General features: G+C 70.2%; 8 protein-coding genes. 5 read left to right on the plus strand and 3 right to left on the minus strand.

Annotated elements, in window-relative coordinates:
- The first annotated feature begins 26 nt into the window (after positions 1 to 26).
- Entirely contained in the window at positions 27 to 1,190 is a 1,164-nt protein-coding gene (locus JGU66_26800; protein ID MBJ6764396.1) for a beta-lactamase family protein, read from the plus strand.
- Positions 1,191 to 1,199: 9 nt separating this feature from the next.
- Here JGU66_26800 and JGU66_26805 read toward each other — a convergent pair whose 3' ends face one another.
- Complete coding sequence (locus JGU66_26805; GenBank protein MBJ6764397.1) at positions 1,200 to 5,711, minus strand: amino acid adenylation domain-containing protein; 4,512 nt, start codon at positions 5,709 to 5,711, stop codon at positions 1,200 to 1,202.
- A gap of 127 nt (positions 5,712 to 5,838) precedes the next feature.
- The gene (locus JGU66_26810; GenBank protein MBJ6764398.1) at positions 5,839 to 6,483 is read right to left on the minus strand and encodes an HTH domain-containing protein; all 645 of its coding nucleotides are present in this window, start codon (positions 6,481 to 6,483) and stop codon (positions 5,839 to 5,841) included.
- Between the two features lie 132 nt (positions 6,484 to 6,615).
- Between JGU66_26810 and JGU66_26815 the strand changes: the two genes are divergently transcribed.
- On the plus strand, positions 6,616 to 9,090 hold the full coding sequence (locus JGU66_26815) for a ribonuclease H-like domain-containing protein (GenBank protein ID MBJ6764399.1): 2,475 nt from the start codon (positions 6,616 to 6,618) through the stop codon (positions 9,088 to 9,090).
- Here JGU66_26815 and JGU66_26820 read toward each other — a convergent pair.
- Positions 9,087 to 10,337, minus strand: coding sequence for a hypothetical protein (locus tag JGU66_26820; GenBank protein MBJ6764400.1), 1,251 nt, complete (start codon positions 10,335 to 10,337; stop codon positions 9,087 to 9,089). The two genes, JGU66_26815 and JGU66_26820, sit on opposite strands and share 4 nt — an antisense overlap.
- 314 nt (positions 10,338 to 10,651) lie before the next feature.
- Between JGU66_26820 and JGU66_26825 the strand changes: the two genes are divergently transcribed.
- The 3 genes from JGU66_26825 (at position 10,652) to JGU66_26835 (ending at position 13,446) form a co-directional block, all read left to right on the plus strand.
- The gene (locus JGU66_26825; GenBank protein ID MBJ6764401.1) at positions 10,652 to 11,602 is read left to right on the plus strand and encodes an alpha/beta hydrolase; all 951 of its coding nucleotides are present in this window, start codon (positions 10,652 to 10,654) and stop codon (positions 11,600 to 11,602) included.
- Between the two features lie 118 nt (positions 11,603 to 11,720).
- Positions 11,721 to 12,407, plus strand: coding sequence for a hypothetical protein (locus tag JGU66_26830; GenBank protein ID MBJ6764402.1), 687 nt, complete (start codon positions 11,721 to 11,723; stop codon positions 12,405 to 12,407).
- 70 nt (positions 12,408 to 12,477) lie between these two features.
- Entirely contained in the window at positions 12,478 to 13,446 is a 969-nt protein-coding gene (locus tag JGU66_26835; GenBank protein MBJ6764403.1) for a quinone oxidoreductase, read from the plus strand.
- Positions 13,447 to 13,542: the final 96 nt, after the last annotated feature.

Genomic DNA, 13,542 nt, shown 5'->3' on the forward strand with positions numbered 1-13,542 from the left:
GCAGGCTCTTTTCTTCGGGAGTCTTCATGGCGACACGTCGTGCCTCCTTCTCCGCAACCGTCCTGGCTTTCACTGTCTCGTTGCTCGCCTGCCACGACGCGAGTCCAGGCCCCGAGGCGCCTCGTTGTGACCCCTCGCCCCTGAGCGCCTCCCTCCAGAGCGCGCTGCGCGATGCCCAGGCCGCGAATCCGGGCAACCCGGGCTGGTTGCTCGCGGCCCGAATCCCAGCGGCGGGACTGGAGCTGGAAGAGGCCGTGCAGGCTCCGGGGCTGGAGGCGCTGAGCCCTCGCGCGCCGTTTCGCATCGCCAGCGTGACCAAGACGTTCATGGCCGCCGCCATCCTGCGGCTCGTGGAGCGGGGCCAGGTGTCGCTGGACGACACCGTGGCGGCGGTGTGCCCCGCGCCCTACCCCGAGCTGCTGCGCGCCGGGGGCTACGCGCCCGAGCGCATGACGGTGGCGCAGCTGCTCACGCACACGAGCGGGCTGTTCGACTATGCGCAGAGCGACGACTACCTCGCGACGGTGTTCGAGTCCCCCGAGCATGTCTGGACCCGAGAGGAGCAGGTGCGGTTCGCCATGGAGCACGGCGCTCCCGTGGGCGAGCCCGGCGCGGCGTATGTCTATTCGGACACGGGCTATCTGCTGCTCGGCGCGCTGCTGGAGGCGAAGACGGGACTGGGACTCGCCCAGGCGTATCGCAGTCTGCTCGGGTTCGAGCGACTGGGGCTCCAGTCCACCTGGCTCGAAACGCAGGAGGCCGTGCCTTCCGCTGTGATGGGTGCCGCGCCGCAGGCCTATGACGGAGTGCCGCTCGCGAGCATCCACGCGTCAGCGGACCTCTTCGGAGGCGGAGGGCTGGTGTCCACCGCGCCAGACCTCGCGCGCTGGTTCCAGGCGCTGTTCGCGGGACAGGTGTTCGAGCGAGCATCGACGCTCGACACCATGTTGCGTGTGCCCGCGACGAACGAGTCCGAGGGGGGAGCCATGGGCATCTTCCGCGTGCCGCGCGCCAGCGGTGGGCCTTGCTGGCTGCATGAGGGCTTCTGGGGCGCGGCGGTGATGACGTGCCCCGAGCTGAACCTCACCGTGGCGGTGACGTCCCTGGATGCCTCGCACCAAGGTGACGGCGGCACGGCGCTGCTCCGCGCCGCCGTCCAGGCCGCGGCTTCCTGTCAGACGGCGCACTGAGCGCCGCCGTCACGTCGCCGGGGACCAACCCATGGGCAGGTCGGGATTCTCGACCACCGCGTCGAGCAGGCGGAGCAGGTCCGTGCGCATGCGCTCGCCGGTGCTCGGGTCGAACAGGTCGGTGTTGAATTCGAGCACGCCCCCGAAGCCCTCGGACACTTCCTGGAGCGCGAGGGTGACTTCATAGGCGGCGGAGGCGCGGCTCGCCACGACGGGCGTCAGCGTGAGCCCTGGCAACTCCAGCGGCGCGCCGGGGGCGTTCTGGAGCACGAACATCGCCTGGAACACCGGGCTGCGATTCGCGGGGGGGACGACGCCGAGCGCCTCGACCACCTTCTCGAAGGGGACCTCCTGGTGGGCATAGCCTCCCAGGGTCTCCTCTCGCACGCGCTGGAGCAGCTCGCGGAAGGTGGGCGTGCCCGCGAGGCTGACGCGCAGGGCGAGGCCATTGACGAACAAGCCGATGAGCGGCTCCAGCTCGGGATGCAAGCGATTGGCGATGGGTGAGCCGATGACGACCTCGGGCTGTCCCGCGGTCCGCGCCAGCACCGCGCCGAAGAGGGCGAGCAGGGCCATGAACGGCGTCACCTGCTCCCGCTGACAGAGCGCGTTGAGGGCATCGCTGCGTTCACGCCCCAGGTAGACCTCGCGGAAGGTCCCCGCGAAGGTGCGCTCCGCGGGGCGGGGCCGGTCTGTCGGCAGCTCGAGCACGAAGGGCGCTCCGGCCAACGCTTGCTTCCAGTAGTCGAGCCGGTGGGACAGCTCCTCATCCGTCAGCCAGTTGCGCTGCCACGCCGCGTAGTCGGGATACTGGATGTCCAGCGCCGGCAGCGAGGGTTCGCGGCCCTCGGCGAGCGCGGTGTACAGCGCGCCCAGCTCGCGGAAGAGGACACCCACGGACCAGCCATCGGACACGATGTGGTGCACGTTGAGGACGAGCAGGTGCTCGGTGTCGCCCAGGCGCAAGAGGGACGCGCGCACGAGCGGATCCCTCCTCAAGTCGAAGGGCCGCTGCGCGTCGTCCGTCATGAAGCGCCGGGACTCGGCCTCTCGGTCGGCGTGGCCACTGAGGTCCAGCTCCTGCCAGGTGAAGCGAGCCTCGGGGTGGATCCTCTGCGCGGGCCTTCCGTCGTGCTCCCCGAACGTGGTGCGCAGCGCCTCATGCCGGAGGACGAGTGCCTGGAAGGCACCTCGGAGCGCGCGCGGATCCACGCGCCCGCGCAGGTGCAGCGCATCCGGCATGTTGTACGCGGCGGACTCGGGCTGGCGCTGCTGGAAGCGCCACAGTCGCTCCTGCGAGAAGGACAGCGCGATGGGACCTCCACGCGGGGTTCGCCTGAGGGGCGGGATGGGGCGCGTGGACTCGGGGAGCGTCGCGTCGCCGAGGTGTTGCGCCATCTCGGCCACGGTGGGGCCCAGGAACAAGGTCCGCAATGACAGCTCAACGCCGAACTCCGCGCGGATGCGGGAGACGAGCTGGGTGGCGAGGAGGGAGTGGCCGCCGAGGTGGAAGAAGTTGTCGAGAGGGCCGACGGAGGGGACTTCGAGGAGAGAGGCCCAGAGGCGACAGAGGGCGTCTTCGACAGGGGAGCGCGGGGCGAGGGGAGAGGAGAGGGGAGAGGTGTCGGGGTTGGGGAGTGCGCGCTTGTCGAGCTTGCCGTTGGGGGTGAGGGGGAGAGAGGAGAGGAGGGTGAAGGAGGAGGGCACCATGTGCTCGGGGAGGCGCTCGAGGAGGAAGGAGCGCAAGTCCGAGTGGGAGGGGGAGGAGTCGCGAGGGACGAGGTAGGCGACGAGCTTCCTGTCGCCGGCGAAGTCGCGAGCAATGACAGCGCACTCCTTGACGGCAGGGTGGAGGCGGAGGCGCTCCTCGATTTCGCCGAGCTCGACGCGGAAGCCGCGAATCTTCACCTGGTGGTCAATGCGGCCGAGGTACTCGACGAGGCCGTTGGGGAGGAAGCGAGCGAGGTCTCCGGTTTTGTAGAGGCGCTGGCCCGGGAGGGAAGAGAAGGGGTTGGGGCGCCAGGTGAGGGCGGTGAGCTCCGGGCGGTTGAAGTAGCCACGGCCGAGGCGCTCACCGGAGACGAAGAGCTCGCCGGGGACGCCAATGGGGCACGGGTTGAAGTGGGAGTCGAGGATGAAGACAGGCCCGTGAGTGAGGGGCGGGCCAATGGGGACGGGGAGTCCGAGGGGAGGAGGAGAGGGGATGAGGTGAGCGGTGGAGAAGACAGTGCACTCGGTGGGGCCGTAGCCGTTGAGGAGGCGACGGGGAGGGCCGTGACGGAAGACTTCGCGAAGAGCGAGGGGGTCCGCGGCCTCGCCACCGAAGACGAGGGTGTGGAGAGAGGAGAAGGCGCCGGGTGCTTCGCGAGACAGGAGGGTGAGGACGGCGGTGGTGACAAACATGACGGAGATGCGTGCGTCATGGACTTGAGAGGCGAAGGCGAGAGGCTCCCTGGCGGGGTTGGCGGAGATGCCGACGAGGTGAGCGCCGTGGAGGAGGGCGCCCCAGATTTCGAAGGAGGAAGGGTCGAAGGAGATGTTGGAGGCCTGGGCGACCCTGTCGGAGGAGGAGAAGGGGAAGGCGAGGACGTTGAAGAAGAGGGCGCAGAGTCCCCTGTGGAAGATGGAGCTGCCCTTGGGGTTGCCGGTGGAGCCGGAGGTGTAGATGACGTAGGCGAGGTTGTCGGGAGAGGCGGAAGGGGGAGGGGGAGAGGAGGGGAGTGAGGAGAAGAGAGAGGGATTGAAGAGGAGGGAGGAGCCGGAGAAGGGAGGGAGGGAGGGGAGCAAGTCCTCGTGGGCGAGGAGGACGGAGACGCGAGCGTCCTCGAGCATGAAGGCGAGGCGCTGGCGGGGGTAGGAAGGGTCGAGAGGGAGGTAGGCGCCACCGGCCTTGAGGATGGCGAGGATGGAGATGAGGAGGTCTGTGGAGCGGTGGAGGCAGAGGCCGACGAGGACTTCAGGGCCGACGCCGAGGGAGCGCAGGTGGTGAGCGAGCTGGTTGGAGCGCTCGTCGAGCTGACGGTAGGAGAGGGAGGAGTCGGCGTAGGAGACGGCGGGGGAGTCGGGGGTGCGGGAGGCCTGGAGGGAGAAGAGGTGGTGGACGCAGGCGTCGCGAGGGAAGTCGGCGGGAGGGGGAGAGAAGTCGACGAGGAGGCGGTGGCGCTCTTCGGGGGTGAGGAGCGGGAGTGAGGAGAGGGCGAGGCGGGGCTGGGCGACGGCGGCGGAGAGGAGGACGCGCAGGTGGCCGGCCATGCGGTGGATGCGCTCGGCGTCGAAGAGGTCGGTGTCGAACTCGAAGGTGCCGGAGAGCCCCGAGTCCGAGCGCGCCATGAACAGGATGAGGTCGCAGGCCACGGTGCCTCGCGGACGCGGTGCTCCCTCGACGGGATCCGCGGACTCCTCCATCGCGAACATCACCTGGAACAGCGGTGCGTGACTGAGATTGCGCTCGGGTTGGAGGACCGCGACGAGCGTCTCGAAGGGCAGCGTCTGGTGCGCCGTCGCACCGTGGATGCTGTCCTGCACCCGGTGTGCGAAGTCGATGAAGCGTGGGTTGCCCTCGGCCTCCATGCGCAGGGCGAGCGTGTTGGTGGCGGGGCCCACCAGGTGCTCGAACTCGGGCCGTGAGCGGTGGCTCACCGGCGCGCCGATGGCGAAGTCCTCCTTGCCGGTGTAGCGATGCAGGAGCGTGGCGAAGCCCGCGAGGAGCAGCGAGGACAGGGAGAGGCCTGACTCGGCCGCGCTCCTGTCGAGTGCCTCGGTGAGTTCAGCGGACAGCGTGAAGTTCAGCGTGCTCCGGCTCAATCCCTGGATGCTGGCGCGTGGGCGATCCGCCGGCAGATCCAACACCGGCATGCTCCCGGCCAATCGCTGACGCCAATAGGTGACTTGCGCGTCGCGCGCTTCTCCATGCACCTGTTCCTGCTCCCAGCGCACGAACGCGCCATAGGTTGGAGCGGGGGGCCTGGGCGCGACGCGACCATCCGCGAAGGCCCCTTGGAGCACGCGCAGCTCGCGAAGGAGCAGGCGAGCCGTTCCGTCATCGGCCACCATCTGGTGCAGCGTGAGGAGGAGTCGGTGGGTCTGCTCGCCCAGCCGCAGCAGTGTGCCTCGCACGAGCGGGCCCGTCGCGAGGTCGAAGGGGCGCTGGGCCTCGGCGACGGTGAGTCGTTCCGCCTCGGCGTGGCTGTCCGCGAGGTGGCGCAAGTCGATGACGCCGAGCGCGAAGGGATGCGCGGGCCCGATGCGCCGAACCGGCTCGCCGTCGAGGGCCACGAAGGTCGTGCGCAGGGCATCATGGCGCTCCACCAAGACATCCAGCGCGCGCTCCAGCGCCGTGACGTTCATTGGGCCCGACACGTCCCAGACACAGGGCAGGTGATGGACGGCGGGGTTGGGATCGAGCTGGGTCTGCAACCACAGACGCCGCTGCGCGAGGGACGCGGGCCGGAGTTCGGCTGCGTCTGGCGTCGATGGGACACGGCCTGCCTCAGCGTCGCCGCGGAGGGGAGTGGGCGTCATCGTCGGACCTGCCTCTCGTCCTGGAGTGATGGACGAGCATAGACGCGCCAAGTTGGAATTGCCTGTAACTACAGGCTATTGCATGGCGTCAGAATCCAATGACAGCCAAAGCTTTCGACGGTACGGCTCAGGGCGTCTCGGTGCGCAGCACTTCGGCCTCGACGATGCGGTCGAGGCGGAAGGGCCGTTGCTCCTGGGTCTCCAGGTCCACAGCGTTCACGCGCGTCTCGTGACGGTCCATGATGAAGGACTTGATGCGAATCCTTCGCGTGGTCTGGAGGAAGTTGCCATCCACATACGTGATGCGCAGGGGTTGCTGCTCGAACCAGGCGCGCTCGATGGCCTCGCGGACGGACTTCTTGCTGGGCAGAGAGGGGACGCCCAGGAAGGACAAGTCCTTGAGCCGCTCGAGCAGCTCGCGCTGGGCGGAGGTGGACAGCGCGGAGCGGACCTTGTCGAGCGCGGACTCGACGGTCTCCTCGAACGGGAGCAGCCGCATGTCCACCGCGAACCGGCCCAGCGCGACGAGGAGCGCCGCCTCGCGCGCGGTGAAGTTCACGGGGGGCAGGCTGTAGCTTCGGTCCAGCGCGTAGCCACCGCCGCGGCCTCGCTCGGCGGACAGCGGCATGGCCGCGGCGCGCAGCGCATCCAGGTCCCGGTAGATGGTACGCAGGGTGACGCCGAACCGCTCCGCCAGCGCCTCCGCGGTGACCCCGGTGCGACGGCCTCTGAGGTACTCGGCGATGGCGAAGAGCCGCTCGGTGCGCTGCATGACGTGGAAAGTTGACATACTCCTGTCACGCACCGGGCTCAAGGTGCGAGGCATGGGGCTTCCTTTCACTTCCTTCGACGAGTCACGGGCGTTCGCGTGCGCGTTCCGGTAGTCAATGGCGCAGCGACCGGCATGCGCGCGCCATCCACACGAGAAGACGAGTGGCTCTGGGGGTGGGACCCCACGCCGGGCATCGTGTCCGTCTGGGCGGAGCCGGACGGGCGCGCGTTCGTGTGGCGGCGCCTGCCCGGCGCGGGCGGGTTGGTGCGCGAGGATGTGCGCTTCCGTCCCTGGATGGTGCTGGCCTCGCTGGAGGACGTGGCGCACCTGGGCGCGCGGCTGCGCCCCGAGTCCGAGGGCTCGGCGCCGAACCGCGTGACGTACCAGGAGCTGCAGGGGCCGGGCGCGCTCCGCTACCTGGTCCGCGCCGAGGATGGGCGGGCGCTGACCGCGGCGGTGTTGCAGGGCGCCACGCGACGGCTGGGCCGGCCGTTCGGCACGCTGCGCGAGCTGGGGGCGGACGTGGCGCTCTCGCTGCCGCCCGAGGAGCAGTACCTCTGCGCGTCGGGGCGGACCTACTTCCGCGACCTGCGCTTCGACGACCTGCGCCGCATGCAGTTCGACCTGGAGACCACGGGGTTGGATCCGGTGACGGACCGCATCTTCCTCGTGGCCCTGCGCACGCCCGAGGGCGAGGCGGAGGTGCTGGAGGCGCACGGCGATGACGCGGGCGCCGAGGCCGGACTGCTCCACCGGCTGATGGCCCGGGTGCGCGAGTGCGACCCGGACGTCATCGAGAACCACAACCTGCACGGCTTCGACCTGCCGTTCATCGCGCATCGCGCGCGCGTGCTGGGCGTGCCTGTCTCGCTGGGCCGCGCGGGGACTCCGGGGCTGCGACAGCGGCCCGCGGCCCGCGGCGCGGCGCTGGCGCGAGGGCAGGACGGACGCCAGGCCGAGTGGATGCGACGCACGCGCTTCACGGTGCCGGGGCGCGAACTCATCGACTCGCTGGATGCCGTGCGGCGGCACGACTTCTCCTCCAGGGACTTGCCGGGGCATGGGCTCAAGGCCGTCGCGAAGCACCTGGGGCTGGCGGGCCCGGAGCGAGAGCTCATCCCCGGCGCGCGGGTGTACGAGGTCTTCCGCACGGACCCCGAGCGGGTGCGGCGGTATGCGCGCGATGACGTGACGGAGGCCGCGGGCGTCGCGAGACTGCTCGGCGGTGCCGCGTTCGCGCTCGCGCGGATGGCCCCGCGTCGCTACGAGCGGCTCGCGGATGCGGGGCCCGCGACGGGCGTGTTGGATCCGCTGCTCGTCCGGGCCTACCTGCGCGCGGGTGCGGCGCTGCCCGCGCACGAGGCGGGAGATGGCACGCCCCACAGCGGCGCGGCCTTGCACCTGTTCGCCGCGGGCGTGGCGCGCCACATCGTGAAGGCAGACGTGGCCAGCCTCTATCCCTCGCTGATGCGCCAGTATCGGATTGGCCCTCGGAGGGACCGACTGGGCGCGCTGCTCTCCATGGTGGACCGGCTGGTGGACCAGCGGCTCGCGGCGAAGAAGCGGGCCAAGGCCGCCGCGCCGGGGTCTCCCGAGCGCTACACGGACGAGGCCCTCTCGGCGGCGATGAAGATTGTCGTCAACTCGGCCTACGGCTACCTGGGCGCGGTGGGGCTCACGCGCTTCGCGGACGTGCACGCGGCCAATGAAGTCACGCGCCGAGGTCGCGAGGTGCTGGACCTCTTGTGTCGCGAGCTGGCCGCGCGAGGCGTGACGCTGCTGGAGGCCGACACGGACGGCGTGTACTTCGCGGTGCCGGAGGCGTGGAGCGAGGTGGACGAGCGCCGCGTGGTCTCCGAGGTCGCCGCGCTCCTTCCGCCTCGCGTCCAACTGGAGTTCGACGGGCGCTATGCCGCGATGCTCTCCCACGAACCGAAGAACTACGCGCTGCAGCCCTACGCGGGGCAGCTGGTGCTGCGCGGCGTGGCGTTCCGCTCCAGCCGCGCCGAGCCCTTCGGTGAGGAGTTCCTGCGGCGCGCGCTGACGCACCTGTTGGCGGGTGACGTGCGGGGCGTGCAGGACGTCTATGCCGCGACGGTGACCGCGCTGCGCCGGCGCACCGTCCCCACCTTCGAGGTGTCCGCGCGCGTGCGTCTGACGAAGACGCCGAGAGAGTACGAGGCCCTGCGCTCACGGAGGCGAGAGCTTCCCTACGAGGCCCTGCTGACGAGCGGGCGGACGCACTGGTCGGTGGGCGAGCGCATCCGCGTGTACCGCGCGGTGGGCGGGCGCGCGGGTCTGGTGTCGGACCCCGAGGCGGATGATCCCGGAGGGACGCCCGGGCCCGACTCGCCGGGCGTCGCGGCGGATCCGCGAGACTACGATGTGGAGTACTACGTGAGGCTCTTGCGCGAGACGTTCGCGGCCCGACTGGTGCGAGCGTTGACGCCCGAGGACTTCGCCACGGCGTTCGCGGACCCCGGCCAGCCCTCGCTCTTCGCGGCCTCGTTGGCGCACGCGAAGCCCATTCTCACCCAGGTGCGGGAGGTGGATGTCCCCTCCACCTCCCGCGACGCGGTGGCCGAGCCCGAGGGCGCGGAGCCCTAGAGCGTGTTGATGAACGCGAGCAGATCCTCGCGCTCGTCCTCGAAGAGGTAGTTGGCGAAGAGGTCGCGCGCGCCCGCCCCCTGGCCCGCGTGGGCGAGGATGGCGTCGCGCACCGTGTGAGCGCGGCCGTCATGCAGGAAGCGCGTGCGCGTGCGCGCGCCCCAGAGCGGCGCGGTGCGCATCTCGTTGGCGCCCGTGCCGCCTTGCACGATGCCATCGCCCAGCGGACCCATGTCATGCAGCAGGAAGTCCGAGTAGGGGAAGAACGTCTTCTTGTTCAGCGCCGCGATGGGATTGGGGCCCGTGGTGAAGCTCGCGTGGTGACAGTCATTGCATCCAATCCAGTCGAACATCTCTTCGCCGTGTGACGTCTGGCCCGTCACCGTGCCCGGGGGCGGCGCGGCGTGCAACTGCATGAAGTCCCGGAACTTGAGCATGTCCGTGTCGTTGGCGTCCTCGGGCCCCGCGGCGTCCGGACGCGGGTCGCAGCGCGCCAGCAGCGCGCAGTCCCCCTGGGGACAGTTGTCGCGGGGGAAGATGGACGTCGTGATGCCCATCTCGTTGAGGTACGCGTCCGCGGAGAAGACGAGCAGCGAGGGGACCTGCGCCTTCCAGCCGAACTTGCCCACCGTCTGCGTGCCGACCGGCGGGTTGTTCACCATGCTCACCCGTCCCGCCGTGCGCGGCTGGTACTGGCGCTGCGTGTCCGCCAGGTGGATGAAGGTGCTGTCGGGCACCGCGTCCACCAGCCCGAGTCCGAACAGCGGCGTGGTCAGTCGCCCCGCCACCACGTTGGCCGAGGCCGGGACCTGCTCACCCGCGAAGGCGCACTCGGCAGACTGGACGCCAATGCCCGTGGTCTGGATGAGCGAGCCTCCCGAGGCATCCAGCGGGTCGAACGTCCCATCTGGGTTTCGCCGGCCGAAGCGCGTCTCCACGGTTTCGCCCGCGCCGCCTACCGCGCCCTGGATGTGGCAGGCCGCGCATGAGTTGCCATTGAAGACGGGGCCCAGGCCATCCGCCGCGTCCTCCTCCTCCGCGAAGGCGTCGCGCCCCTCGCTGAAGAGCGCCTGCTGCGCCCCGGTGAGGCCGGGCAGCGGCGAATCGAACGTGGTCGCCAGCGCGGCTGTCTGGCGTTGCTCGGTCGCGGCAGCATCCGGGGCGACGTGCTCACCCTGACATCCCATCATCACCACCGCGCAGCCCAGGGACAAACCCAGACCACGCACGGCACGGCGTGCTTGCATAGACTCGCTCCTTGTTCCGCCACATGGACAGACAATCCCCCCGAGCCGAGCCACGAACTCCTCATCATGCCGCTCGTGTCTCCCTGGTCCAGCCGGGCGGCTGAATCCTGCCGAGCCGTTCATTTTCTTTCAATCCGAAATACGTGTAATTCGCGCGACTCCCTGCGCCAGCGCAGTGAGCCACGGTGCAATTTTCTCCAAGCGGGCGCAGCGCGCGGTGGCTACTAGTGCGCGCCATGAACTTCGAGACGAAGCAGGTGGAGGTGGAGGACTCAGGGCGGAGCATCGTCCCGCGATTGGGACGTCGGGAGTTGATGGCGTGGGCGGCCTTCGGGCTCGCGGCGGGGTGCGCGCCTCGCGGACTGGTGGGCGGGAAGCCCTCGACGGGGGCGCCGCTGGATGCGGCCGCGTTCCGCGCGGAGCGGCGCTATGCGAACACGCGGTTCGGGCGCATCGCGTACGTGGAGCGAGGCCAGGGGCCCGCCGCGCTGTTCCTGCACGGGTTCCCGCTGAACAGCTTCCAGTGGCGCGGGGCCATCGAGCGGCTGTCGCCGTATCGCCGCTGCGTGGCGCCGGACTCCATGGGCCTGGGCTACACGGAGGTCGCGCCGGGGCAGAGCGTGGCGCCGGACGCGCAGGTGGACATGCTGGTGACGCTGTTGGATCAGCTCGGCATCGACACCGTGGACCTCATCGCCAATGACAGCGGTGGTGCCGTGGCGCAGCTCTTCGTCACGAAGCATCCGAAGCGCGTGCGGACGATGCTCTTGACCAACTGCGACGTGGAGAACGACAGCCCGCCACCGGCCGTGATTCCCGTCATCGAGATGGCCAAGGCCGACACGTTCGTGAGCTCGTGGCTGGGCCCGTGGCGCGCGGACAAGAACCTGGCGCGTTCGGAGCAGGGCCTGGGCGGGATGACGTTCACGTATCCGCAGCAGCTCGCGGACGAGACCGTGGAGTACTACCTGGCGCCGCTGGTGAGCACGCCCGAGGGCCGGGCGCGGGTGAACGCCTACGCGATGGGCCTGTCGCCCAACCCGTTGGCCGGCATCGAGGCGAAGCTCCGCATGTGCGCGGTCCCGACACGGATAGTCTGGGGGACGGGTGACTCCCTCTTCTCGCAGGCGAGCCCGGACTACTTGGACAAGACGCTGCCCCAGTCGCGCGGCGTGCGGCGGGTGCCAGGCGCCAAGCTGTTCTTCCCCGAGGAGTTTCCGGACGTTATCGCCGAGGAAGCGCGCCGGCTGTGGGGCGTGGACTGAGGGTTGACGCGGCCCGCCCGGTTCATGAGCGGGCGGGCCCGTGGAAACCGGATGCCCCGTGTGGGCGCGAGCCCTAGGATTCCCCTCCGGCTCTTGGGCCGGAGGTGTCATGTCCATCATGCGGCGCGCCGCTGAACCTGTTGTCCGCGATGTGCTCCCGTACCGCAAACCGAAGCTGGGACGGGACTACTGGGTCAAAGACAACGCGCTCCCCAATGCGCTGGAGGTCTACGAGCGCAACCTCGCCCGCGAGGACTGGACGCAGGGCGCGCCCTGGCGCAACGAAATCTGGCCGGGCATCCGCGCGCCCGAGGCGCTGCTCCCGCACGAGCTGGCGCAGGTGGAGGCGTGGGTCTGTCAGCAGACGGGCGCGAAGGCGCTGACGCAGAAGTCGCCCGTGTCGGGCGCGCTGTCACACAACCACGTGCAGGTGGTGGGCGAGCGCGAGTCCGTGGCCAAGCCGCACGTCGACTCGCTGGTGCTCTGCGACTACGCGGCCGTCATCTACCTGCACCCGAAGCCGCCCACGAAGAAGGCGGGCACGTCGTTCTACCGACTGCGACTGCCTGGCGGCGGGCTGGGCGGGAACCTGTGTCCCGCGGGCTGCAAGAACCTCACGGAGGCCTTCGGCGTGACAAAGCTCCCGGCGGACGCGTGGCAGCAGGACGTGGAGGTGGAGAACGTGTTCAACCGCCTCATCGTCTACCGGGCGGACTTCGTGCACTCGGCGACGCGCTACTTCGGTGAGGGCGAGCGGCGCAACAAGCGCGCCACCGCCCTGTTCTTCTGGAAGGCCGTGCAGTGAGTGTCTGGCAGGTGCTCGCGCAGGGCGCTCGAGGATGCCGTCGCGTGGGGCGGGCGTTATGTCCGCGCGCATGAAAGCGATTCGCTATCACGAGGTGGGAGGTCCCGAGGTGCTCCGCTGGGAGGACATCCCGGAGCCCGTCCCCGAGGCTGGAGAGGTGCTCATCCAGGTACACGCCGCGGGCGTGAACTTCGCGGACACCGAGCGCCGGCGCGGGCTCTATGACGCGCAGGTGCCGTTGCCGCGCATCCTCGGAAGCGAAGCCGCGGGCGTGGTGCACCGGGTGGGACCCGGCGTGGACCCGGCCTGGGTGGGGCGCCGAGTCGTGGCGCTGACCACGGCGGCCTATGCCGAGTTCACCCGCGCGCCCGTGGGAGAGCTGGTCGCATTGCCGGACTCGGTCTCCTTCGAGCAGGCGGCGGGCCTGCTGGTCCAGGGGCTCACGGCCTATCACGTGGTGCACACCATGGGACGCCTGGAGGCGGGCCAGTCCGTGCTCATCCATGCGGCGGCCGGCGGCGTGGGTCTGTTGGCGGTGCAGCTCGCGAAGCGGGCGGGGGCTCGCGTCATCGGCACGGTGTCGGGGGATGAGAAGGAGCGCCTCGCGCGCGAGCTCGGCGCGGACGAGGTGGTCCGGTACGACCGGGAGGAGGTGGCGCCACGTGTCCTGGCGCTGACTCACGGGAAGGGCGTGAACGTGGTGCTGGACTCCGTGGGCGCGAGCACCTGGAGCGCCAGCATGGAGTCCCTGGCTCCCTTCGGACATTTGGTGAGCTTCGGCAACGCGAGCGGCTCGCCGCCTCCGGTCTCTGTCGAGTCGCTCTACGCGAAGTCGCTCCAGGTGAGCGCCTACTGGCTGCGCACGCCCGAAGCACCCGAGTCACGGCGCCGCGCCCGGGAGGCCTTGTTGTCCGCGATGGAGGCAGGCGAGCTGCGCGTCGTGGTGGGGCTGTCCCTTCCGCTGTCCCAGGCGGTGGAGGCGCATCGGCGGCTCGAAGGGCGGGGCACGGTGGGCAAGGTGGTGCTGCGCGTGCGCTGACGCGGTGGCGTGAGGGCGCGCACCGGACACTCCGGCCGTCACCTCATGCACAGACGCGGGCGCGCGATGTCGAGGCACGCCCACCCCCGCGACGCC

Source organism: Myxococcaceae bacterium JPH2 (assembly GCA_016458225.1).
Taxonomy (GTDB): Bacteria; Myxococcota; Myxococcia; order Myxococcales; family Myxococcaceae; genus Citreicoccus.